The sequence below is a fragment of the Micromonospora orduensis genome (genome assembly GCF_006228125.1).
GTDB classification, from domain to species: domain Bacteria; phylum Actinomycetota; class Actinomycetes; order Mycobacteriales; family Micromonosporaceae; genus Micromonospora; species Micromonospora orduensis.
The window spans coordinates 47235-71972 of sequence record NZ_VDFY01000093.1; the positions used below are offsets into that span (position 1 = coordinate 47235).

The 24738-nt window shown below is 70.7% G+C and carries 12 protein-coding genes; 11 read left to right on the plus strand and 1 reads right to left on the minus strand.

What is annotated here, in order from left to right:
- The first annotated feature begins 48 nt into the window (after window positions 1-48).
- From FHG89_RS05165 to FHG89_RS05175, 3 genes are read left to right on the plus strand one after another with little or no spacing between them, the layout of a single operon-like run.
- Complete coding sequence (locus FHG89_RS05165) at window positions 49-417, plus strand: ApeI family dehydratase (protein WP_139583184.1); 369 nt, start codon at window positions 49-51, stop codon at window positions 415-417.
- Window positions 417-881: a 3-hydroxyacyl-ACP dehydratase FabZ family protein gene (locus FHG89_RS05170; RefSeq protein ID WP_139583185.1), complete on the plus strand. Its 465-nt coding sequence runs from the start codon at window positions 417-419 to the stop codon at window positions 879-881. The genes FHG89_RS05165 and FHG89_RS05170 overlap by 1 nt, the downstream gene beginning before the upstream one ends.
- Complete coding sequence (locus FHG89_RS05175; RefSeq protein ID WP_139583187.1) at window positions 878-1624, plus strand: SDR family oxidoreductase; 747 nt, start codon at window positions 878-880, stop codon at window positions 1622-1624. The genes FHG89_RS05170 and FHG89_RS05175 overlap by 4 nt, the downstream gene beginning before the upstream one ends.
- Here FHG89_RS05175 and FHG89_RS05180 read toward each other — a convergent pair.
- Window positions 1596-2483 (minus strand): SDR family NAD(P)-dependent oxidoreductase, encoded by an 888-nt coding sequence (locus tag FHG89_RS05180; RefSeq protein WP_139583188.1) that lies wholly within the window; start codon window positions 2481-2483, stop codon window positions 1596-1598. The two genes, FHG89_RS05175 and FHG89_RS05180, sit on opposite strands and share 29 nt — an antisense overlap.
- 178 nt (window positions 2484-2661) lie before the next feature.
- On the opposite strand from FHG89_RS05180, the gene FHG89_RS05185 reads away from it, so the two are divergent.
- The 8 genes from FHG89_RS05185 to FHG89_RS05220 form a co-directional block, all read left to right on the plus strand.
- The gene (locus FHG89_RS05185) at window positions 2662-3618 is read left to right on the plus strand and encodes a beta-ketoacyl-ACP synthase III (RefSeq protein ID WP_139583191.1); all 957 of its coding nucleotides are present in this window, start codon (window positions 2662-2664) and stop codon (window positions 3616-3618) included.
- Window positions 3619-3658: 40 nt separating this feature from the next.
- Window positions 3659-3913: an acyl carrier protein gene (locus FHG89_RS05190; RefSeq protein WP_139583193.1), complete on the plus strand. Its 255-nt coding sequence runs from the start codon at window positions 3659-3661 to the stop codon at window positions 3911-3913.
- On the plus strand, window positions 3910-5265 hold the full coding sequence (locus FHG89_RS05195; protein ID WP_139583194.1) for a condensation domain-containing protein: 1356 nt from the start codon (window positions 3910-3912) through the stop codon (window positions 5263-5265). The genes FHG89_RS05190 and FHG89_RS05195 overlap by 4 nt, the downstream gene beginning before the upstream one ends.
- A gap of 215 nt (window positions 5266-5480) precedes the next feature.
- Window positions 5481-6449: a 2,3-diaminopropionate biosynthesis protein SbnA gene (gene sbnA, locus FHG89_RS05200; RefSeq protein ID WP_425280154.1), complete on the plus strand. Its 969-nt coding sequence runs from the start codon at window positions 5481-5483 to the stop codon at window positions 6447-6449.
- On the plus strand, window positions 6443-7477 hold the full coding sequence (sbnB, locus tag FHG89_RS05205) for a 2,3-diaminopropionate biosynthesis protein SbnB (RefSeq protein ID WP_139583197.1): 1035 nt from the start codon (window positions 6443-6445) through the stop codon (window positions 7475-7477). Before sbnA ends, sbnB begins: the two co-directional genes overlap by 7 nt.
- On the plus strand, window positions 7474-7680 hold the full coding sequence (locus FHG89_RS05210) for an MbtH family protein (RefSeq protein ID WP_053655527.1): 207 nt from the start codon (window positions 7474-7476) through the stop codon (window positions 7678-7680). Before sbnB ends, FHG89_RS05210 begins: the two co-directional genes overlap by 4 nt.
- 47 nt (window positions 7681-7727) lie before the next feature.
- The gene (locus FHG89_RS05215; RefSeq protein WP_139583199.1) at window positions 7728-12734 is read left to right on the plus strand and encodes a non-ribosomal peptide synthetase; all 5007 of its coding nucleotides are present in this window, start codon (window positions 7728-7730) and stop codon (window positions 12732-12734) included.
- The coding region (locus FHG89_RS05220) for a non-ribosomal peptide synthetase (RefSeq protein ID WP_139583200.1) at window positions 12731-24738 on the plus strand (12008 nt) is incomplete at its 3' end. The genes FHG89_RS05215 and FHG89_RS05220, both read left to right, overlap by 4 nt.

Consider the following 24738-nt stretch of genomic DNA (forward strand, 5'->3'; position numbering starts at 1 on the left):
TGCCCCGGCGTATGGAGAAGATATAGCCGGTGCCGGCACGGTCAGTGAGTGACCATCCTGATCCCGCCCGAGTGCGCGACCAGCGCGCGGATCGACCTCGACCACACCAGCGGGGACGAGATCGTCGCCCGGATCCGGCCCGACCGGGACGACCCGGTCTTCGCCGGGCACTATCCCGGGTTCCCCCTGCTGCCGGGTGTCTACATCGTCGAGTACGTGCACCGCGCCGTCCTCGCGGCGGTGCCGTCGGCGATCCTCGCCGAGCTGGTGTCCTGCCGGTTCCTCCGAACGATCGATCTCGACGACGAGCTGGTCGTCTCCATCCGGTGTGACGGCGGGCTCTACCGGGGCGCGGTCGCCGTGTCCGGCGTACCGGCCGCCGAGGTGGTGTTGCGTTACCAGGAAGGAGACGGTTGATGCTCGACCGCGACGACATCCGGCGGCTCATCCCGCACCGCCCGCCGATGCTCCTGGTCGACCGGGTCAGCGAACTGGTGCCCCGGCGCCGGCTGGTGGGCAGTTACACGGTGACCGGACCCCGGCCGTTGCCCGCCGTGCTGCTGCTGGAGTCGTGGGGGCAGGCCGCGCTGGTGCTGATCCGGCACGACCGGCCGATGCCCGACGTGCTGACCGACGGGGTGCCGATCGCGGGTGCCTTCGAGGGGATCCGCTTCGGCCGGCCGGTGCTGCCGGGCGAGACGGTCGAGCACCGGGTCGAGCTGATCCGGCTGATCGCCGACACGGGTTTCGTCCGGGGCGAGAGCGTGATCGGCACCGAGGTGGTCATGCAGGTCGGTCGTCTGGTCGGTGCGGTGCGCCCGGCGGCCGCGCTTCGCCCCGCCGTCCTGGCCGGGGTCTCCGACGTCAAGGAGTCGACATGAGTGAAATCCGACGACCGGTCGCCCTGGTCAGCGGCGGATCCCGAGGGATCGGCCGGGCCGTGGTCCGGCAGCTCGCCGCGGACGGGTACGACGTGGCTTTCTGTTATCAGAGCAACCGGGAGGCCGCCGAGAAGGTGGCCGCGGAGGTGCTGGAGGCCGGTGCCCGGGTGCTGGCCCGGCAGGTGGACGTCGCCGACGCCGCGCAGGTGCGCGACTTCGTCACCGGGGTGGAGCGCGACCTGGGCGGGATCGCGGCCATGGTGACCGTCGCCGGGATCATCCGTGACCGGCCGGTGGCGATGATGGCCGACGAGGAGTGGCAGTCGGTGATCGACGTCAACCTCGGGGGCGTCTACAACGTGTGCCGGGCGGCGATCCGCCGGATGATGCGGCGTCGTGGTGGTGCCATCGTCACGGTCTCCTCGGTGGCCGGCATCACCGGCAGCCCGGGCCAGACGAACTACTCGGCCTCGAAGGCCGGCATCATCGGCTTCACCAAGGCGCTGGCGAAGGAGGTCGGCCCGTACGGGATCCGGGTCAACGCCGTGGCGCCGGGCTTCATCGAGACCGACATGCTGAACGACCTGCCAGCCGGGCTGACCGTGGGCGTCCAGCAGCGGACCGCGCTGGGCCGGCTCGGCCAGGCGGAGGAGGTCGCCCCGGTGGTGACGTTCCTGCTCTCGGAGCGGGCCTCCTACCTGACCGGGCAGGTCGTCACGGTTGACGGTGGTCTGACGTTCTGACCCGCTGTGCCGCGAGCCGGGCCCGCATGGCCTCCAGACGGGCCTGGCTCGCCTGCGTCCGGGCGCGGCGCGCGGTGATCCGCAGATAGGCCGTACCGAGTAACCGGGTGAGCAGGTCGGCCCGGCGGGCGTCCGCCCCGACGATGATCTTCACCCGGTTGCGCCGGACCCCGCGCAGGATGATCCGGGCGGCCTGCTCGGCCGAGGTCGTCGCCTCCCGGGCGTAGCGCTCCCGGATTCCGCCGTAGCCGAGCCCTGTCGCGGCCCGGGCGTTGCTGAAGATGTCGGTCCGCACCGTGCCCGGGTAGACGCAGCTGACCTTCACCGGCACGTCGCCGACACGCATCTCCTGCAACACCGCCTCGGTGAAGCCCCGGACGGCGAACTTCGCCGCGTTGTACGCGCTCTGCGCCGGCGCCGGGGTCAACCCGTACATGCTGGAGATGTTCACCAGGTGGCCCCGGGTGGCGACCAGTTGCGGCAGGAACGCCTGGGTGCCGTGCACCACGCCCCAGAAGTCGACGTCCAGCACCCATCGCATGTCGTCCCAGTCGGCCTCGGTGATCGAGGCAAGCAGGGTCACGCCGGCATTGTTGATCACCAGGTCGGCGCCGCCGAAGTCGGCGCGTACCTCCTTGGCGTGGTTCTGCACCGCGAGCCTGTCGGTGACGTCCAGCCGGTAGGTGCGGACCTCGGCTCCCCGTTCAGCGCAGCTCGCGGCGGTCTGCGCCAGGCCCTCCGGCACCGCGTCGGAGAGGGCCAGGCGGGCGCCCTGCGCGGCCAGCTCGACAGCCAACGCCCGGCCGATGCCTGAACCCGCACCGGTGACGACCGCGACCTTTGATCGGAACTCCTCCATGCGCGCTCCCTCGGAATCGGCGTGCCGCCTGCGGCGACACACGTCCGCCGTACGGTCCGGGGCCGGGCTATCTCTTTTCCATACCGGGCGCGATGTAGAGAAGTTATGAGAGCCCCGCCGAACACTGCCTCCGGACGGTGCCACCAGGACGCCGACCAGGCGTGGTGCGGAGGAGGCGATGGCACAGATGACAGGCGCGGCAATCACCGGGCTCGGGGCGTACCGGCCGAGCAGACTGATCACCAACGAGGAGATCTCCGAGGAAGCCGGCGTGACTCCGGAGTGGATCGAGGAGCGGACCGGTATCCGGTCGCGCTATCGGTCCGGGCCGGACGAATCCGTGACGATGATGGCCGCCGAGGCTGGCGGAAAGGCGCTGGCCATGGCCAACGTCGACCCGGCCGAGGTGGACCTGGTCATCCTCGCCTCCGCGACGAAGAAGGACCGCATCCCGGGTGGGGCGCCGGAGGTGGCCAGCCGGATCGGCATCACCGCCACCGGGGCGTTCGACCTGAACGCCGCCTGCGCCGGCTTCGCCTACTCGATCGGGATCGCGGCCAACGAGATCCGGATCGGCGGTGCCCGCAACGTGCTGGTCGTCGGGGCGGAACAGCTGAGCCGCTTCATCGACCCGGAGGACCCGGCGACGTACGTCATCTTCGGTGATGGTGCGGGCGCCGCGGTGGTCTCCCCGGCGGAGGTCGACGGAATCAGCCCGACCGTGTGGGGCAGCGACGGCTCGCGGTCCGACATCCTCGGCACCAAGTGGGACGCCAACGGCCGCGAGTTCGCCAAGATGGACGGCCCCCTGGTCTACCGCTGGTCGACGAAGAACGTGCCGAGGGTGGCCCGCAAGGTGTGCGCCCACGCCGGCATCGAGCTGTCGGACATCGACTGGTTCGTGCCGCACCAGGCGAACCTCCGCATCGTCGACCAGTTGGCCGAGATCCTCCAGATCCCGGACGAGAAGGTCGCCAAGGACATCGTCGACACCGGCAACACCTCGGCCGCGTCGGTGCCGCTGGCGCTCAGCCGGCTGCACGAGAGCGGTCGGACCACCCCGGGCGACCGCGTGCTGCTGCTGGGCTTCGGGGCGGGACTCGCCTACGCCGGGCAGCTCATCCGGATGCCCTGACCACTCCGATCACGACCCCTCCCACGAAAGGACAAGCACCATGACGATGACCGTGAACCAGGTGTCCCTCGACGTTGTCTCGCTCACGCGCAAGCTGATGACCGAGGACGTCGACCGGGAGATCAACGCCGGCGACACCTTCGTCGACCTCGGGCTGGACAGCCTCAAGCTCGTCGACCTGCTCGCCGCCGTGGAGACCCACTTCGACATCGAGGTGCCGGACGAGAAGGTCGGCAGCTTCGCCAAGGTCCAGGATCTCAGCGACTTCGTCCTCTCCGCCCGGTCTCCGGTGTGACCGAGGACGTCCGGGAGTTGTCGGTCGGGCAGCGGGCGCTGTGGCTGGTCCACCGGCTGGCCCCGGACAGCCCGGCCAGCAACGTGGTCCACGGTCTGCACGTCGAACCGGCGCTCGACCCCGACCTGGTACGCCGGGCGTTGGCGGTGGTGCGATCACGACACGACCTGCTCCGGTCCCGGTTCGTGCAGACGGACCAGGGTCCGGTGCGGGTCGTCGATCCCGACCTCGGGTGCGAGGTCGAGGTCCACGATGTTCCCGACCTGGACGACGACGGGCTGGTGCGCCGCTGCCAGGAGTTCGGCGACCAGCCGCTACGGCTCGGGCGGGACGGTCCGATGCGGGTGGCGCTGCTGCGGCGGCGCACCGACTGCGTGCTGGTGGTGGTCATCCACCACATCGCCACCGACTTCCACTCTCAGCGGATCGTCTGGCAGGAGTTGGACGCCGCGTACGGGGCCCTGCAGGCCGGGCGGGCGGTGGAGTTGCCGCCGGTCTCCGGCAGCTACGACGACTTCCTCGCCCGGGAACGGGCGGCCCTGGCCGGCGAGCGCGGCGAGCGGCTGCGCGCCTACTGGGATCAGGTCTGCGACGGTGCCACGGCGGCCACGCTGCCGACCGACCGGCCCCGTCCGCCGGTGCGCTCGTTCCGCGGCGGCGCGTTCAGCCAGGAGATCCCGGACGACCTCGCCGTCCATCTGCGGGAGGCCGCGGCCGCGGCCGGGGTGACGCCGTACAGCGTCGTGCTCGCCGCGTTCCAGGCGACGATGTACCGCTACACCGGGCTGGGGGAGCTCACCGTCGGTTGTCCGGCGTCGCTGCGCCGGGGGCGGGCGCTGCGCGGGGTGGTCGGCATGTTGATCAACACGATCGCGCTGCGTGGGTCGTTCGACGCGGACACCACGTTCGCCACGGCGATCACCGCGGCGAGTCGACAGCTCACCGACGCCGTGGCCCATGCCGCCTACCCGTTCCCGCTGCTCCGATCGGGCCGACGTAACCAGGATCCACCGGTGCGGGTGACCGTCACCCTGCTGGCTCACCAGCACGGTGACAACTACAGCACCCGGCGGCACGCGTTCGCCGGGCACCGGATCCGGCTGCTGGACATCCCGTACGACGAGGGCCAGTTCGACCTGTCGGCGACCCTCACCCAGTACCAGGACGGCCGGCTCCAGGCGGAGTTCGGTTACGACACCGACCTGTTCGACGAGCCGACCGTGCAGCGGCTGGCCGGGCACTTCCTCCAGATGTTGCGGGTGGCCTGCACTGCGCCTCAGACGGTCGTTTCCCTGGCGCCGATGGTCGACCAGGCGGAACTGCGCGAACTGCTGGCGCTCGGCACCCGATAGACCGGTGCGGCGTGACCCCGTGGCGCCCTGACGCCACCGGGACGGTGTGTCCGCCGCACGGGCCGGGATCCGGTCGGCGCGACCCCCGTCGCCGGCCGGATCCCGAGGCCCGGCGGTGGCGGCCCGAGGCACCGGTATAGGGGCGGTATAGCGCCGATTGACAACGTCGTGGCATTGCTAGGTCACTCGTGGAGGGAGGAACGGTGCGCGAGGGCATCCTCTCGACGGTCGGGAACACACCGCTGGTACAGCTGGTCCGGTTGTTTCCGGAGTTCCCCTCCCGGTTGTTCGTGAAGCTCGAACGCTTCAATCCCGGCGGCAGCATCAAGGACCGCACCGCGCTGAGCATGCTGCGCGCCAAGGTCGAATCCGGGGAGCTCGTGCCCGGCCGGTCGGTGGTCGTCGAGTCCAGCTCGGGCAATCTGGCCATCGGCCTCGCCCAGGTCTGCGCGTACTACGCGATCCGGTTCATCTGCGTGGTCGACCCGAAGACCACCCGGCAGAACCTCGCGATCCTGACCGCGTACCGCGCGGAGATCGAGATGGTCGAGCATCCCGACCCGGTCACCGGCGAATATCTACCGGCCCGGCAGCGCCGCGTCCGCGAGTTGTGCGAGCAGGTCCCGCACGCCTACCGACCGGACCAGTACGCCAACCCGCTCAACGCCGCGGCGCAGCGGCAGACGATGGCCGAGATCGTGGCCGCGCTCGACGGGCGGATCGACTACCTGTTCTGTTCCACAGGCACCTGCGGGACGCTTGTCGGCTGCGCCGGATACCTGCGTGAGCACGGGCTGTCCACTCAGGTGGTGGCGGTGGACGCGGTGGGCAGCGCCATCTTCGGCGACGAACCGGGGACCCGGTTGATCCCCGGGCACGGCGCCTCGGTCGTGCCGCCCCTGGCCGCCGACGCCACACCGGACGAGATCATGCACGTCTCCGACCTGGACTGCGTGGTCGGTTGCCGGTTGCTGCTGCACCGCGAGGCCATCCTCGCCGGCGGATCGTCCGGCGCCACGGTGGCCGCACTGAGCCGACGGATGGCGGACATCCCGGCGGGTGCCACAGCCGTGCTGATCCTGCCCGACAACGGTGACCGTTACCTCGACACGATCTATTCGGATCAATGGGTTTCCCGGCATTTCGGGGAGATCACCCACCTGTGGAAGGACGCCACGTGCTGATCATCGGTCGGGCCGTCGTACGGGACATCCTCGACGGCGACGACGCCCGGGTGGTGGATCTGATCCGCCACGCGTACCTGCTGCACGAGCAGGGCCGCACGAGCCTGCCGCACTCGGTCTTCCTGCGCTTCCCGCAGCGACCCGGCGACCGCATCATCGGCCTGCCCGCCTACCTCGGCGCCGACCCGCCGGTGAGCGGGATCAAGTGGATCTCCTCCTTTCCCGGCAACCTGGCCATCGGGCTGGAGCGGGCCAGTGCGGCCATCCTGCTGAACTCGATGCGTACCGGCCACCCGGTGGCCCTGGTCGAGGGTTCGGTCATCTCGGCCCGGCGTACCGCGGCGAGCGCGGCGCTCGCAGCCGGTCTGCTCACCGCGCACCGCCGGCCGGACGGTCTGGCCCTGATCGGCTGCGGGCTGATCAACCAGCAGGTGCTGCGGTTCGTGGCCGGCACCCTCGCCCCGCCGCCCGCGCTGACGGTGTTCGACACCGACCCGCGCCGGGCCGAGGCCGTCGCCGAGGCCGCCCGGGCCCTGCTGCCGGAGATGCCGACGACTGTGGCCGGGACCGCCGAGGAGGCGTTGGCCGCGCACCGGCTGGTGTCGATCGCCACCACCGCCACCGAGCCCCACCTCGACCTGGCCGCCTGCCGGCCCGGCGCGGTGGTGCTGCACCTGTCCCTGCGCGACCTGCTCCCCGACGGGCTGCTGACCGCGCGCAACGTGGTCGACGACCCCGATCACGCCTGCCGCGAGGGCACCTCGTTGCAGTTGGCCGAGCGGCTCACCGGCGGCCGGGACTTCATTCACGCCACCATCGGCGCGCTGGCCGACGGCCGGGTGCGACTGCCCGTCGACGACGTGCCGGTGGTGGTGTCCCCGTTCGGCCTCGGCGTGCTGGACCTCGTGCTCGCCGAGCACGTGCGTGCCACCGCCGACCGGCGACGCCTGGGCGTACGCGTCGACGACTTCCTACCCGTGGTGGACGCCACCGTGGCGTCCACCGGATCCCTGAAGGAGTGGCAATGACCGACAACCGCAGCTACCGCGTGGTGCTCAACGACGAGGAGCAGTACTCGGTCTGGTGGACCGACCGGGATCTGCCCGCCGGCTGGCGTGCCGAGGGCACCGAGGGCACCCGCGACGAATGCCTGGCCCGGATCGGCGAGATCTGGACCGACATGCGGCCGCTGAGCCTGCGCCAGCGCATGGAGTCCCAGGCCACGGCCTGACCACCTGATCCGATCCCACGCCCGCGCCCGGTCCCCGGAGGAGCACCATGAGCATCGTTCCGCCAGCGGCGCCCGCAGCCGCAGCCGTCACCCAGGGGGCGGGCACCCTGTCCGAGCTGATCGCCCGGCAGGCCGCGCTGACCCCCACCGCCATCGCGGTGAGCGGCGAGTACGAGCGGCTGGACTACGCCGGACTGGACCGGCGGGCCAACCAGCTCGGTCGGTACCTGGCCGAGCGGGGCATCGGCCCGGAATCGCTTGTCGCGGTCAACCTGGACCGCGGCGTCGACCTCGTGGTCGCGTTGCTGGGAGTGTGGCGAGCCGGTGCCGCGTACCTGCCGCTGGACCCGACCCACCCCGCCGAGCGGCGGCGGCGTCTCTTCGCCGGCAGCGGGGCCGCGGTGCTGCTCACCCGCGACGCGCTGCGCGACGAGGCGACGCCCGACCGGGTGGTCTGCCTGGACACCGACCGGGCGCGGATCGAGGGCTGCCCGGACACCGCCGTGGTGCCGTCACCCGACCCGGACTCGGTGGCGTACGCCATCTACACCTCCGGGTCCACCGGTGACCCCAAGGGAGTCCTGATCACCCATCGCGGCATCGGCAACCGGGTGACCTGGACGATCGGGGAACACGGCCTGGGCCCCGGCGACCGGGTGCTGCAGAAGACGTCTGTCAGTTTCGACGCGGCGGGCTGGGAGTTCTTCGCCCCGCTGGCCAGCGGCGGCACCGTGGTGCTCGCCCCGCAGGGGGCGCACCGGGATCCCGCCGCGCTGGTCGCCGCGGTCATCCGGCACCGGATCACCGTCCTGCAGGGAGTGCCGTCGGTGTTCGGTCGGCTGGTCGACCAGCCAGGCTGGGCTGACTGCACCAGTCTGCGGCTGGTCTTCTCGGCCGGGGAGCCGTTGCACGCCGACCTGTGCCGGCGGTTGACTGTCACGCCCGACGTGCGGGTGTGGAACACCTACGGCCCCACCGAGTGCGCCATCGACGTGACCGCCCACCCGGTGGACACGGCACAGCCGCCCGGGCCGGTGCCGATCGGACGTCCGCTGCCGGGCGTCCGCGTCCAGGTGCTCGACGCCGACCGACGGCCGGTGCCGGTGGGTGTGGTCGGCGAGCTCTACATCGGTGGGGCCAACCTGGGCCGGGGCTATCTGCACCGGCCGGACCTGACCGCCGAACGGTTCGTGCCCGACGAGTACGGGCCGCCCGGCGCGCGCCTCTACCGCACTGGCGACCAGGTCCGGTGGCGCGGTGACCGGAGCCTGGAGTTCGTCGGCCGGACTGATCACCAACTCAAGGTCAACGGGGTACGGATCGAACCGGCCGAGGTGGAGGCGGTGCTCGCCGCGCACCCGGACGTCCAGACGGCGGTGGTGGTGGGGCACACCGACCCGGCGGGTCGCCGGCAGCTCGCCGCGTACGTCGCCGGCCGGCGGTCACTCGACCCGGCGGCCCTGCGCGCGTTCTGCGTCGGCCGGCTGCCCGAGGCGCTGGTGCCGGCTGTCTTCCAGCCGGTTGCGGAGTTCCCGCTCACCGCCAGCGGCAAGATCGACCGGTCTGCCCTGCCGGCGATCGACCCTCTCGACCGGCCGGCGCTACGGCCGCCGCGGACCGCCGCCGAACGGACGGTAGCGGCCATCTGGCGGGACCTGCTCGGCGTCGACGAGGTCGGCGTCGACGACGACTTCTACCAGCTCGGCGGCTCCTCACTGGTGACGCTGCTGCTGGAGAGCCGGCTCATCGGGGCGGGCGGCACGGTGACGCTGCGCGACCTGCTCACCCACACCACAGTGGCCGCGCAGGCCCGACTCGTGGAGGCGGCCACCGCAGCCACCCCGGCGACCCCGCCGGTGCTGCCGGTGGGACGCGACAGGCCCCTGCCACTCTCCGCCGCCCAGCACCGGCTCTGGATGCTCGACCAGCTCGACCCGGGCAGCAGGGAGTGGGTCGTTCCGGTGCACGTACGGGTGCCCGCCGCCGTCCATCCCGACCACGTCCGGGCGGCCCTGCACGCGCTTGAGGCACGGCACGAGCCGTTGCGCACCCGCTACCTGGTGGTCGACGGCGTGGCCCGGCAGCAGGTCGTGCCGCCGGCAGCTGTCGACCTGGAGGTGCGCGACGTCAGCCACGGCGGGTTGGCCGAACTCATCACCGCACAGCTCGGCCGGGGCTTCGACCTGAACACCGGTCCGCTGTGGCGGGCCGGGCTGGCCGTCGCCGCCGGCCGCGACCACCTGCTGGTGCTGGCCGTGCACCACATCGCGTCCGACGCCGGCAGCGCCGACGTCCTCGAACGGGACCTGCGGGAGCTGTGCGACGCCGCCGCGCAGGGACGGCCGGGGGACCTGCCGCAGCTGCGGGTGCAGTACGCCGACTACGCGGTCTGGCAGAAGCGGCAGCTCACCGACGAGGTCGTCGCGCGGGAGTTGGCGTACTGGCGGGAGACGCTGGCGGGGATGCCCCAGCTGGAGCTGCCGCTGGACCATCCGCGCCCGGCCCGGCGGGACGCGCAGGGCCGGATGCTCGGGTTCACCGTCGCGGCGGAGATCGTCGGCGCCCTGACCGAGGTGGGTCGGCGCTGCGCGGCAAGCCCGTTCATGACAGTGCTCACCGGCTTCGCCACGGTTCTCGCCCGCTACACCGGGCAGTGGGACGTGCCGATCGGCACCCCCACGTCGGGTCACCGGCCCGCCGAGCTGGACCAGATCGCCGGGATCTTCCTCAATCCGGTGGTGCTGCGCTGCACTCTGGACCCGGCGTCCGCCTTCACCCAGGCGGTGCGGGGGGTCCGCGACCGGACCGTCGCCGCCCTGGCCCACCAGGACCTTCCCTTCGACCGGGTGGTGTACGACCTGGTCGGTGAGCGGGACCTGTCCCGCACCCCGCTCTACCAGGTGGCGCTGAACTACCAGGAGGGTGGGATCACCGGCCGGGTGGCCGACGACCCGCTCACGATCGAGGCGCTGCGGCAGGCGTCCACAGTGGCCAAGACCGACCTGACCGTGCACCTGTGGCCGCAACCGGACGGCTCGCTCGCCGGAGCCGTGGAGTACGCCACCGCGCTGTTCGACGACGCCACAGTGCGACGACTGGCCGACCATTTCGTCCGGCTGCTCCGCGCCGCCGCCGACGAGCCGGACGCCCGGCTGGACCAGCTCGACCCGTTCTCGGCCGAGGAGCGGCACCGGCTCTTGCACGAGTGGAACGGGCCGACGGTGCCCCGGCCGGCCACCACAGTGGTCGACCTGTTCGAGGCACGCCGCGTGGCGACACCGCAGGCCGTGGCGTTGCGCCACGGCGACGCGCATACCAGCTACGCCGAGTTGGACGACCGGGCCAACCGCTTCGCCAACCACCTGCGCCGCTCCGACGTCGGCCCGGGCGCGACCATCGCCGTACTGCTGGAGCGGGGACCCGACCTGGTCGCCGCGATTCTCGGGTGCTGGAAGGCGGGTGCGGCAGGTCTTCCGCTGGATCCCTCGTACCCGGCCGAGCGGATCGGCTACCTGCTCGACACCGCGGGCGTCGGCCTCGCCATCACCGACTCTCGGTACGCCGACCGGTTCGGGGTGCCCACCCTCCAGGTGGACACCCACCGGCTGATGGTCAGTTCCGAACCGCCCACCGCGCCGGCTCGTGATCTCGACCCGGCGCAGACGGCGTACGTGCTGTTCACCTCCGGATCGACAGGCCGCCCCAAGGGGGTGCTGCTCTCCCACGCGGCGGTGACGAACTTCCTGGCCTGCGCCACGGAGACCGAGGCGCTCGGCGACCGGGGTGGCCGCCCGGCCGGCGGCGGGGCGCCGCTCTTCTCCACCATCGCCTTCGACCTGTCGATCTCCAACCTGTGGGGGCCGCTGGTGGCCGGGCAGCCGGTGACCCTGCTGCCGCAGGAGTTCGACCTCACCCAACTCGGCGCGCTGCTGCTGGCCGCCGGCCCGTACGACCGTTTCATCATGACGCCCCCGCATTTGGAGTTGCTGGCGACGCAGGTCGACGCCGCGCAGGCGCAGCGGCTGGCCGGTCAGCTCTGGGTGGCCGGTGGGGTGCTGCGCCGGTCCGTGGCGAACCAGTGGCTCGACCTGCTCGGTCCGGGCGGCCTGATCAACTCCTATGGCCCGACCGAGACCACCGTGATCATGTCGGCGTACCCGGTGGTGGAACCACAGACCAGCGAGATCGTGCCGATCGGCCGACCGATGGCGAACACCGTGGTGCGGATCCTGGACGACGCGATGCGGCTGCTGCCGGCCGGCGCCGTCGGCGAGCTGTACATCGGGGGCGACTGCCTGGCCACCGGCTATCTCGGGCAGCCCGAGCTGACCGCCGAGCGCTTCGTGCCCGACCCCTTCGGCCCGCCGGGTGCCCGCCTCTACCGCAGCGGCGACCTCGGTCACTGGCGGCCCGACGGGACGATGGCCTTCGTCGGCCGGGTCGACGACCAGGTCAAGGTCCGCGGCTACCGGATCGAACCCGGCGAGATCAGTGCCGTCGTCGCCCAACACCCGCAGGTACGCGACTGCGTCGTCCTCGCCCACCAGGACCGTCTGGTCGCCTTCTACCGCGGCGAGGCGACCGACCTGGCCGCGTACTGCGCCAGGCAGTTGCCCGACTTCATGGTGCCGAGCCTGTTCGTGCCGGTGGAGCGGATCCCCCTCAACGCCAACGGCAAGGTCGACCGGGATGCCCTGCGCGGCCGGCTCGACGCGGCGCTCGCCGACGGCACCGCCGATCCCGCCGAGTTCGTCGCACCGCAGACCGTGGTGGAGAAGCGGGTCGCCGCGAACTGGGCGGAACTGCTCGACGCGCGGATCGGCGCGACAGCCGATTTCTTCCTCCTGGGTGGTCACTCGGTGCTCGCCGCCCGGCTGATCGCCGGGTTGCAGGAGGAGTTCGACCTCGACCTGCCGATCCGGCTGGTGTTCGAGCACCCGACGGTGCGCGCCCAGGCGATCGCCATCGAAGACCTGATCCGGGCGGAGGTCGACGCGCTGGACGCCGCCGACCTCACCCACGACCTTTCGCGATCTGAGGAGTACCCGGCATGACCAGCATCGCCAACGAGCCGAACCTTCGTGAAGAACTCGTCCAGCGTCGCCTGGCCGGCCGTCGTACCGGCCGCCGGGACCGGATCCCGACAGTCGACCGGTCGGGTGAGCTGCCGCTGTCGTACGGCCAGCAGCAGATGTGGTTCCTCAACCGGATGGACCCCACAAGCGCCGAGTTCCTGGTCTCCTGGGCGCTGCGGCTGCGCGGGCAGCTGGACGCCGACGCGCTGGGCCGCGCCCTCGACGCGCTGGTCGCCCGGCACGAGATCCTGCGCACCCGCTACGCCCTCGCCGGCACCGATCCGGTCCAGGTCATCGACCCGCCGGCGCACCGCGACCTGCCGGTGGTGGACCTGACCGACCGACCGCGCACCGAGCGGGAGGCGGCGCTCGACGCGGTGCTCGCCGACAGTGCGCTGAGCGGGTTCGACCTGGCCCGGGAGTGGCCGGTGCGGGCCGTGCTGGTGCGGCTCGACACCGACGAGCACGTCCTCGCCCTGGTGCTGCACCACATCGCCTGCGACGCGCCCTCCGTCGCGGTGCTCACCGGTGAGCTGGCCGAGCTGTACGCCGCGCTCCGGGTCGGCGTCGAGCCCTGGCTGCCGGCGCCCGCCGTGCAGTACGCCGATTTCGCCGCCTGGCAGCGCGGCCGGCCGCGCGCCGAGTCGGTGGCCCGGTCGCTCGACTACTGGCGCGACCAACTCGCCGGGCTGACGCCTGTGGAGCTGCCGGCCGACCGGTCCCGGCCGAAGAACCGGGACTGGCGCGGCTCGTCGGTGCCGTTCACCCTGACCGCCGAACTCTCCGCCGCGCTGCGCGCGGTCGCACGCGACGCCGGGACCACCGTCTTCGTCACCCTGCTCAGCGCGTACCAGGTGCTCCTGTCGCGCTACACCGGCCGGACCGACCTCGCCGTGGGCACGGTGTCGTCCGCGCGCAGTCGCGCGGAGCTGCACAACCTGGTCGGGTACGGCATCGACAACCTGGTGCTGCGGGCCCGGTGGAGCGGCGACCCCTCGTTCGCCGCCCTGCTGGCGCAGGCCCGGGACACCGTGCTGGGCGCGTTCGACCACACCGATGCCCCGTTCGCCCTGCTCGCCGACGAGCTGGAGCCGGAGCGGGATCTCTCCCGTACGCCGCTCTACCAGGTCGCGTTCACCCTCCAGAGCGAGCCGCCCACCACCGACTGGCCCGGTGACCTGCGCGTGGAACCGGTCGAGCTGCCGCTGCGGACGTCCAAGGTGGACCTGACCCTGCACATGATGGAGGGCGCCGACGGTGGGCTGCGCGGCCGGATCGAGTACGCGACAGCCCTGTTCGACAGGGCCACCGTCGAGCGTGCCGCCGACCATCTGGTGCGGCTCCTGGAGCAGGTGGCGGCCGACCCGTTGGCCCGACTCTCCGACCTGGCCATGCTCGGTGCCGCCGAGCTGGCCCTGGTGACCCAGGGGCCGGTTTCCGCGGACCCGGTCACCGGCACCGTGCACGGTGTCTTCGAGGCCGTCGCGGCCGCCCACCCCGACGCGGCGGCGTTGACGGTGGGCGGCACCACCCGCAGCTACGCCGAGCTGAACGCCGACGCCAACCGGCTCGCCCACTGGCTGCGCGCCCACGGCGCCGGCCCCGAGCGGCTGGTCGGGGTGCACCTCGACCACGGCCCCGAACTGGTGCCGGCCCTGCTCGGCGTCCTCAAGTCCGGTGCCGCGTACCTGCCCCTCGACCCGGCCTCGCCGGACGAACGCCTCGACTTCATGATCGGCGACGCCGGGGTGGAGATCGTGCTGACCACGACCGCCCAGCACGACCGGTTCGCCGACTTCGGCGGGACCGTGGTGTTGCTGGACGACCCGGACCTCGTCGCCGAGCTGGCCGCCCAGCCGACCGTCGACCCTGCCGTGCCGATGGACGTGGACAACCTCTGCTACGTCATCTACACCTCGGGCTCCACCGGCCGCCCCAAGGGTGTCGCGGTGGCCCATCGGCAGGTGCTGCGGCTGCTGACCGTCACCGCCGACGACTACCGGTTCGGCCCGGACGACGTGTGGACGCTGCTGCACTCGTACGCCTTCGACTTCTCGGTCTGGGAGATCTGGGGCTGTCTGCTGCACGGCGGTCGGCTGCTGGTGGTGCCCCGGGCGCTGGCCCGATCCCCGCAGGAGCTGCTCGACGAGCTGATCGCGCAGCGGGTCACGGTGCTCTGCCAGACGCCCACGGCGTTCCGCGCGCTGGTCGGGCTGGCGGCCGAGGGTGACACCCGGGTGGACCGGCTCGCCCTGCGGGTGGTGACCTTCGGCGGCGAAAAACTGGACGTGGCCGAGCTGGCGCCGTGGGTGGCCAGCCGTGGCGTGGGCGCACCGCGGCTGATCAACATGTACGGGATCACCGAGACCACCGTGCACACCACGTACCACCGGGTCACCGCCGCCGAGGTGGGCGGCACGGCCAGCCCGATCGGCGTACCGCTGTCGGACCTCACCGTCCACCTGCTCGACGCCGACGGCCGACCGGTGCCGATCGGCGTGCCCGGTGAGATCCACGTGGGCGGCCCGGGTGTCGCCCGCGGCTACCTCGGTCGCGCCGAGTTGACCGCGCAGCGGTTCGTGCCTGACCCGTGGGGGCCTGCCGGTTGGCGGCTCTACCGCAGCGGCGACCTCGCCCGCCGGCACGCCGACGGACGGCTGGAGTTTGTCGGACGCATCGACCACCAGGTCAAGATCCGTGGCTACCGGGTCGAGCTGGGCGAGATCGAGGCGGCCCTGACCGTCCTGCCTGGCGTCCGGGACGCGGTGGTGGTGCTGCGCGAGGACAACCCGGGCGACCAGCGGCTGACCGCGTATCTGGTCGCCGAGGACAACTCGACGCTGCTGCGCCCCTCGCAGCTGCGCGCGGCGCTGGGCCGGACGCTGCCGGACTACATGGTCCCGGCGGCGTTCATGCCGCTGCCCCGGATCCCGCTGACCGTCAACGGCAAGCTCGACCGGGCCGCGCTGCCCGCCCCGGGCCGTGCGGTGGCCGCCGTCGACCGGCCGTACGTCGCTCCACGCACCACTGTGGAGCAGCAGCTCGCCGACATCTGGACCACCACCCTCGGGCTGGACCGCGTCGGCGTGCAGGACGGTTTCTTCGACCTCGGTGGCGACTCCATCCGCGCGGTGGCGCTCGCCGGCGCGTTGCGGGCGGCGCACCTCGACGTCGAGGTCCGGGACATCTTCGAGCGGCGTACCGTCGCCGAGCTGGCCGAACTGCTCACCGCGCGGCCGGCCGCCGAGCCGGAGCCGACGGTCGCCCCGTTCGAACTGGTCGGCGAGGCGGACCGGGCCGCGCTGCCCGCCGGCGTGGTGGACGCCTACCCGTGCACCCAGGGACAGCTCGGCATGCTTGTCGAGCTGCTGTCCGACACCGAGCAGAACCCCTACCACAACGTGACCAGCTACCGGGTGCGTGGCGGAGGGGAGTTCTCCCTGGACGCGCTGCGTGCCGCCGCGGCACTGCTGGTGCGCCGCCACGAGGTGCTGCGTACCTCCTTCGACCTGACCAGCTATTCGGTGCCGATGCAGCTGGTGCACGCCACCGCCGAGCTGGCCGTCACGCACGATCACAGCGTTGCCACCGGGCGGGCCGAGCTGGATCGGGAGCTGCGCGACCACATCGCGGTCGAGCGGAGCCGACTGTTCGACATCGATCGCCCGTCGCTGCTGCGGCTGCACGCCAGGACCTGCCCGGACGGCAGTTGGTGGCTCACCATCACCGAGTGCCACCCGATCCTGGACGGGTGGAGCTACCACTCGCTGATCATGGAGCTGGTCCGCGACTACCACCAGATCCGGGCCGGGGAGCCGCCGGCGTCGCAGCCGATCCCCTCGGTACGGTTCGCCGACGCCGTCGGGGCCGAACGGCGGTCGGTCACCGGCGACGCCGACCAGGCGTTCTGGAGTGGCGTACTGGCCGGTCGGGCCCGTCACGACCTGCCCACCGGCTGGGGTGACGCCGACGCGCCGCAGGGCGCCAAGCACGAGCACTGGGTGCCGGTGCAGGACCTCGAATCCTCACTGCGGGACCTGGCCCGGCGGCTCGGCGTGCCGTTCAAGTCGGTCATGCTGGCGGCGCACCTGAAGGTGATGAGCCAGCTCACCGGCGCGCAGCGGTTCTACACAGGCCTGGTCTGCAACATCCGCCCCGAGGCGGCCGGCGCGGACCGGGTGTACGGCATGCACCTCAACACCGTGCCGGTCGGCTACGACGGGCCGGCTTCCACCTGGGACGAGCTGATCCGGCGTACCTTCGCCGCCGAGCTGGAACTGTGGCCGCACCGGCGCTATCCGCTGTCCACCCTGCAACGGGAGGTGGGCGAGGACGCCCGCATGCTCGACGTGCGGTTCAGCTTCCACGACTTCCACCAGATCGATACCGACGAGATCGATTACGCCGAGTCCATCGACGACAGCCCCACCGAGTTCCCGCTTGGCGTGTTCAGCCGGCTCGGCTTCCTCACCCTGCAGGCCAGCCGGCGGCACGTCGGCCTCGACGCCCTGCGCCGCCTGGGCGCGATGTACCGGGCGGTGTTGGAGGCGATGGTCGCGGATTCGGCTGGGGACGCGAGGGCGGTGTGTCTGCCGGCGGGTGAGGTGTCGGTGGTGCTGGCCGATGGCGATGGTGCGGTGGAGCCGCTGTCGGGGTCGGTGCTGAGCTGGTTCGAGGAGCAGGTCGGTCGGGTGCCGTCGGCGCAGGCCGTGAACGGTGTGACCTTCGCGGAGCTGGACGCGCGGGCGGTGGTGCTGGGGTCGTGGCTGGCCTCGTGTGGTGTTTCCCGTGGCTCGGTGGTGGGGGTGTTGCTGGATCGGGGTGACGATCTGGTGGCCGCGATGCTGGGGGCGTGGAAGGCGGGGGCGGCGTTCGTGCCGGTGGACCCGTCCTATCCGGTGGGTCGCGTCGAGGCGATGGTGGCGGACGCCGGTGTGTCTCATGTGGTGACGTCGGCCCGCTATGCGGATCGGTTCGCGTCCGGGGTCGAGGTTCTGGTGGTGGACCACGTTCCGGCGGTGTCGCAGCAGTCGGTGGTGTTGCCGGGTGTGGTGGATTTGGATGATTTGGCGTATGTGATTTTCACGTCGGGTTCGACGGGTCGGCCGAAGGGTGTGCAGGTTACGCATCGGGGTTTGGCGAATCATGTTCGTTGGGCGTCGGTGGAGTTGGCTGGTCGTGGTTCTGGTGGGTGTGCTGTTTTCTCGTCGGTGGCTTTTGATTTGCAGGTGCCGAATTTGTGGGCGCCGTTGGTGGTGGGTCAGCGGGTGTTCATGGTGGATCAGGATCTGGATTTGGCGGAGTTGGGGTCGGCGTTGTCGGCGGCGGGTCCGTTTAGTTTCTTGAAGGTGACGCCTGGTCATTTGGAGGTTTTGGGTCGGCAGTTGTCGGATGAGTTGTTGGCTGGTTTGGCGCCGGTGGTGGTGGTTGCGGGGGAGGGTTTTCCGGCGGCGTTGGCGAACCGGTGGTTGGGTCTTCTGGGTACGGGGAATGTGATTAATGAGTATGGGCCGACGGAGGCGTCGGTGGGGACGTGTGTTTTTCCGGTGCGGGTGGAGCAGACCTTGCCGGTGGTGCCGATTGGTCGGGCGTTGCCGGGTGTGCGGATGTTTGTGCTTGATTCGTTCATGAGTCTGGTGCCGGTGGGTGTGGTTGGTGAGTTGTTCGTCGGTGGTGTGGGGGTTGCTCGGGGTTATGTGGGGCAGTCCGGGTTGACGGCGGATCGGTTTGTGCCGGATCCGTTCGGGTCGGCGGGGTCGCGGTTGTATCGGACCGGGGATCTGGTTCGCCGGTTGGCCGATGGCGCTGTCGAGTTCGTGGGCCGGGTTGATCATCAGGTGAAGGTGCGTGGTTACCGGATCGAGTTGGGTGAGATCGAGTCGGTGATCGCTGCGGTGGCCGGGGTCCGTGACACGGTGGCCCTGGTCCACCCGGAAGAGGCGCGGTTGCTCGCCTTCTACGTGCCGGAAGGGCCGGACGCCGGTCTGGCCGCCCGGGTGCGGCAGGAGTGTGCGAGCCGGCTGCCCGAGTACATGATTCCGGCGGACCTGGTCGTGGTGGAGTCGATCCCGCTGAACGCCAACGGCAAGGTCGACAGGGCTGCTCTCGCGGCGTCGGTGACCGGTGGCGAGCGGGTGCACGTGGCCCCGCGTACCGATCTGGAGCGGCAGCTCGCCGAGATCTGGGCACGCGTATTGAACCAGGACACGGTAAGCGTGGTGGACAGCTTCTTCGACCTCGGCGGTCACTCGATAAGCGCCATCGCCCTCGTCGGCGCGCTACGGACGGCCGGCATCCCCGCGTCGGTGCGCGACATCTTCCTGCACCGGACAGTCGCCGCGCTCGCCGCGAACCTCGAAGCGGAGCAGACCCCCGTCGAGCCCGAGTTCCAGCCCGTGGCCCCGTTCGCCCTGCTCGACGACGCCGCCCGGGCCGCCCTGCCCGCCGGCCTCGCTGACGCCTACCCCATCGCCCAGGTGCAACTCGGCATGCTCGTCAAGACGATGACCGACACCGAGCGGCACACCTACCACAACGTGTCCGCCTTCCCGATCCACGACGAGCAGCCGCTGGTCCTCGACGCGTTGCGCCGCGCCGTACAGACCGTCGTCGACAGGCACGAGATCCTGCGTACGTCGTTCGACCTCAACGGCTACTCGGTGCCGCTGCAACTCGTGCACGCCGAGGTGCCGATCGAGGTGACCGAGCTCGACCTGCGTGGCCCGGACACCGAGGCCCGGATGAGCACCTTCATGGCCGCCGAACGCGCCAACCCGTTCGCGCCGGACCAGGTCCCGCAGATGCGCGTCGCCGGCGCGACCGGCGAGGGTAACGCCTGGTGGTTCGTGCTGACCATGTCGCACGGCATCCTCGAAGGCTGGAGCCACCACTCCCTGCTGATGGAGATCCTGGACAACTACCGGCGGCTGCGGGACACCGGTGCTCCGGTGCCCGTCGACGCGTTGCCGGTGCGCTACGCCGATTTCGTCGCCGCGGAACTGGCCTCGCTGACGTCCGCCGAGGACGAGGCGTACTGGCGGGGAGTCGTCGAGTACCCGCGCTTCGCGTTGCCGACCGGGTGGGGCGCCCCCGAATCCGACCCCCAGTTCCAGTGCGGCACCCGGGTGCCGCTGCACGACCTGCTCGACGGGCTCAGGGACCTGGCCAGCAGCACCGGCACCGCGCTGAAGAGCGTGCTGCTGGCCGCCCACCTGAAGGTGATGAGCCAGCTCACCGTCGAACCCGTCTTCACCAGCGGCCTGGTCTGCCACGGGCGGCCAGAGGTGACCGGTGCGGACCGGGTGTACGGCATGCACCTGAACACGTTGCCGATCGTGCACCGTGGTCCGGCTGCCACCTGGGCGGAGCTGATCCGGCAGACCTTCGACGCGGAGTTGGAGCTGTGGCCGCACCGGCACTACCCGCTGCCCTCGGTGCAGCGGTTCACCGACGGCGCCCGGCCCATCGAGATCCTCTTCAACTACCTCGACTTCGCGCAGGTCGACACCGACCGGGTCGGCTTCGACGACGCCGTCTACGAGGCGTCCAGTGAGTTCGACCTGCACGTCTCCACTCTGGACGGGACGCTCAGCATCCTCAGCGACCCCCACGTCGTCAGCTACCCCAACGTGCTGCGCCTGGGCGCGATGTACCGGGCGGTGTTGGAGGCGATGGTCGCGGATTCGGCTGGGGACGCGAGGGCGGTGTGTCTGCCGGCGGGTGAGGTGTCGGTGGTGCTGGCCGATGGCGATGGTGCGGTGGAGCCGCTGTCGGGGTCGGTGCTGAGCTGGTTCGAGGAGCAGGTCGGTCGGGTGCCGTCGGCGCAGGCCGTGAACGGTGTGACCTTCGCGGAGCTGGACGCGCGGGCGGTGGTGCTGGGGTCGTGGCTGGCCTCGTGTGGTGTTTCCCGTGGCTCGGTGGTGGGGGTGTTGCTGGATCGGGGTGTCGATCTGGTGGCCGCGATGCTGGGGGGGTGGAAGGCGGGGGCGGCGTTCGTGCCGGTGGACCCGTCCTATCCGGTGGGTCGCGTCGAGGCGATGGTGGCGGACGCCGGTGTGTCTCATGTGGTGACGTCGGCCCGCTATGCGGATCGGTTCGCGTCCGGGGTCGAGGTTCTGGTGGTGGACCACGTTCCGGCGGTGTCGCAGCAGTCGGTGGTGTTGCCGGGTGTGGTGGATTTGGATGATTTGGCGTATGTGATTTTCACGTCGGGTTCGACGGGTCGGCCGAAGGGTGTGCAGGTTACGCATCGGGGTTTGGCGAATCATGTTCGTTGGGCGTCGGTGGAGTTGGCTGGTCGTGGTTCTGGTGGGTGTGCTGTTTTCTCGTCGGTGGCTTTTGATTTGCAGGTGCCGAATTTGTGGGCGCCGTTGGTGGTGGGTCAGCGGGTGTTCATGGTGGATCAGGATCTGGATTTGGCGGAGTTGGGGTCGGCGTTGTCGGCGGCGGGTCCGTTTAGTTTCTTGAAGGTGACGCCTGGTCATTTGGAGGTTTTGGGTCGGCAGTTGTCGGATGAGTTGTTGGCTGGTTTGGCGCCGGTGGTGGTGGTTGCGGGGGAGGGTTTTCCGGCGGCGTTGGCGAACCGGTGGTTGGGTCTTCTGGGTCCGGGGAATGTGATTAATGAGTATGGGCCGACGGAGGCGTCGGTGGGGACGTGTGTTTTTCCGGTGCGGGTGGAGCAGACCTTGCCGGTGGTGCCGATTGGTCGGGCGTTGCCGGGTGTGCGGATGTTTGTGCTTGATTCGTTCATGAGTCTGGTGCCGGTGGGTGTGGTTGGTGAGTTGTTCGTCGGTGGTGTGGGGGTTGCTCGGGGTTATGTGGGGCAGTCCGGGTTGACGGCGGATCGGTTTGTGCCGGATCCGTTCGGGTCGGCGGGGTCGCGGTTGTATCGGACCGGGGATCTGGTTCGCCGGTTGGCCGATGGCGCTGTCGAGTTCGTGGGCCGGGTTGATCATCAGGTGAAGGTGCGTGGTTACCGGATCGAGTTGGGTGAGATCGAGTCGGTGATCGGCGCCGTGGCCGGGGTCCGCGATGTGGTGGCGTTGATTGATGGCGACGAGTCGCGGCTGGTGGCGTTCTACGTGCCGGAAGGGCCGGACGCCGGTCTGGCCGCCCGGGTGCGGCAGGAATGTGCCAGTCGACTGCCGGAGTACATGATTCCGGCGGACCTCGTGGTGGTGGAGTCGATTCCGCTGAACGCCAACGGCAAGGTCGACAGGGCTGCCCTGGCCGCGTCCGTCGGGGAGTCCGGCCGGGCGCATGTGCCTCCCCGCACCGACCTGGAGCGGCAGCTCGCGGAGATCTGGGCTCGCGTGCTGAGCCTGGACACGGTAAGCGTCACGGACAGCTTCTTCGACCTCGGCGGCGACTCACTGCGAGCGGTGGCCCTGGTCGGCGCGCTCCGGGGCGCCGGCTTCCCGGTCAGCGTCCGAGACGTCTTCGTGCACCGCACCGTCGCCGCGCTCGCTGCGCACCTGACGGCCAAGGACGCCGCCGAGGTCGCACCGGAGTTCCAGCCGGTGGCCCCGTTCGCCCTGCTCGACGACGCCGACCGGGCCGCCCTGCCCGCCGGCCTCGCTGACGCCTACCCCATCGCCCAGGTCCAACTCGGCATGCTCGTGGAGATCCAGAAGGACCCGACGCGGTCGCTGTACCACATTGTCCGCTGCTTCCGGGTGCACAGCCGCCAGTCCTTCTCGGGCGACGCGCTCACGGCGGCCGTGCATGACATCGTCTCCCGGCACGAGACCCTGCGTACGTCGTTCGACCCGCACACCTTCTCGGTGCCGCTGCAACTCGTGCACGCCCATGCCCCCGTCGACGTACGGATCCTGCGCCTCGATGAGGAGCGGGCCGAGGCGCACCTGCGCGGTTACGTCGACGCCGAGCGGGCGCGGCCGTTCGACCCGGAGCACCCCGCCCCGCTACTGCGGGTCAGCGCCCATGTCGGCGCCGACGGTGGATGGTGGCTCACCGTGGCGATAAGCCACCTGGTGACCGGAGGCTGGGACCTGAACACCCTGCTGGCCGAGCTGCTCAGCTGCTACGAGCGGCGTTGCGTGGGCATGGCGCCGGAAGCGCCGGAGCCGACCGCGGTCCGGTACGCCGACTTCGTCGCGGGCGAGCGGGCGGCGCTCGCCTCGGACGGCGACGAGGCGTACTGGCGGAAGATCACTTCCGAGTACGCGAGATTCACCCCGCCGACGGGCTGGGGCGACGAGTCCGCGACTCCCGGGACGGTGCTGCGGCACCGGATCAGCTATCAGGACCTCGACCCACGGATCCGCGCCCTGGCCTCGGCGCTGGAGGTGTCACCCAAGGCTGTTCTGCACGCGGCTCATTTGAAGGTGATGAGTCAGTTGTCTGGTGAGCGGCGTTTTTACACGGGGTTGGTGTGTGATGCGCGGCCGGAGGTGCGGGGTGCGGAGCGTGTGCATGGGATGTACATCAATGTGTTGCCGTTTGGTTTTGAGTGGGGTGTGGGTTCGTGGCGTGATCTGGTGCGGTCGGTGTTCGACGGTGAGGTGGAGTTGTGGCCGCATCGGCGTTTCCCGTTGCCGGCGGTACGGCGGCTGACCGGCGCCGACACGCACCCCATCGACGTCGTCTTCGACTACACCGAGTTCCGTCGCGCCAACACCGACAGCGAGGAGCAGGTCGGCTTCGAGGCCGTCGCCGGTGAAGGTGGCACCGAGTTCGCCCTCCAGGTCACCGCGGCCAGCGGGTTCCTCGACCTCGTCGCTGATGGGCGGGTGTTTGGTGGGGCGGGTCTGGCGCGTTTGGCGGGGATGTTCCGGGTGGTGTTGGAGTCGATGGTGGCGGATCCGGGTGGGGATTCGCGGGTGGTGTGTGTGCCGTCTGGTGAGGCGGAATGGTTGTCGCGGGTGGGTGTGGGTTCTGTGGTGCCGGTGCCGGGAGTCGCGTTTTCGGCGTTCGAGGCGCGGGCTGCTTCTGATGGTGCGGCGGTTGCGGTTTGTGGTGGTGGGGTGTCGTTGTCGTATTCGGAGTTGAATGTGGCGGCGAACAGGTTGGCTCGGTATTTGCGGTCGGTGGGTGTGGGTGCCGAGGTGTTGGTGGGTGTGTGTGTGCATCGTTCGGTGGAGCAGGTGGTGGCGATGCTGGCGGTGCATAAGGCGGGTGGTGTGTATGTGCCGTTGGATCCGGGTTATCCGTCGGAGCGTTTGGGTTTGATGGTTGCCGACGCGGGGGTGTCGGTGGTGGTGGCGTCGTCGGGTGTGGTGTCGGTGTTGCCGGAGGTGGCGGCTGAGGTGGTGTTGGTTGATCGGCCGGGGTTGTGGGCTGGCGAGGCTGGTGAGGATCTGCCGGCGGTGGTGGGTCCGGAGAACGCGTGTTATGTGATTTACACGTCGGGTTCGACGGGTCGTCCGAAGGGCGCGGTCGTCACCCACGCCGGCCTGGTCAACCGGACCGCCCACGTCGCACCCACCATCAACCGGCTCGGTTCCGACGGCGTGCTCCTGCAGAAGACCGAGATCGGGTTCGACGTCTCACCCGCCGAGGTCTACGCCGCGCTGTCGACGGGGGCGCGGATCGTCGTGGCCCGGGCCGGCGGGCACCGCGACCCCGCGTACCTGCGCGACCTGATCATCGCCGAGTCGGTCACCTCGATCGAGCTCGTGCCCAGCATGTTGTCGGCGCTGCTCGCCGAGGGCATCACCGGCTGCACCTCACTGCGGTCCGTGGCGGTCGGCGGTGAGGAGCTGCCCGTCGACGTGGCGCGGGCGTTCCTCGCGGCGCTGCCGGACTGCGAGCTGTACAACACCTACGGGCCGGCGGAAACCACAGTCGACGTCACGAGTTGGCGTTGCACCACCGACGACCTGGCCGGCGTGTCCCGGGTGCCGCTCGGGCGCCCCTTCCCGAACCTCACCCTGCGGGTCCTCGACGACGAACTCCAGCCTGTGCCGGTCGGCGTGCGGGGGGAGCTGTTTGTCGGTGGTGTGGGTGTGGGTCGGGGTTATTG

What these genes read in the sequence shown, in the direction of transcription:
- FHG89_RS05170 (WP_139583185.1), top strand. Translation starts at nt 417, where the DNA reads ATGCTCGACCGCGACGACATCCGGCGGCTCATCCCGCACCGCCCGCCG.
- FHG89_RS05175 (WP_139583187.1), top strand. Translation starts at nt 878, where the DNA reads ATGAGTGAAATCCGACGACCGGTCGCCCTGGTCAGCGGCGGATCCCGA.
- FHG89_RS05180 (WP_139583188.1), bottom strand. Translation starts at nt 2,483, where the DNA reads ATGGAGGAGTTCCGATCAAAGGTCGCGGTCGTCACCGGTGCGGGTTCA.
- FHG89_RS05185 (WP_139583191.1), top strand. Translation starts at nt 2,662, where the DNA reads ATGGCACAGATGACAGGCGCGGCAATCACCGGGCTCGGGGCGTACCGG.
- FHG89_RS05190 (WP_139583193.1), top strand. Translation starts at nt 3,659, where the DNA reads ATGACGATGACCGTGAACCAGGTGTCCCTCGACGTTGTCTCGCTCACG.
- FHG89_RS05210 (WP_053655527.1), top strand. Translation starts at nt 7,474, where the DNA reads ATGACCGACAACCGCAGCTACCGCGTGGTGCTCAACGACGAGGAGCAG.
- FHG89_RS05215 (WP_139583199.1), top strand. Translation starts at nt 7,728, where the DNA reads ATGAGCATCGTTCCGCCAGCGGCGCCCGCAGCCGCAGCCGTCACCCAG.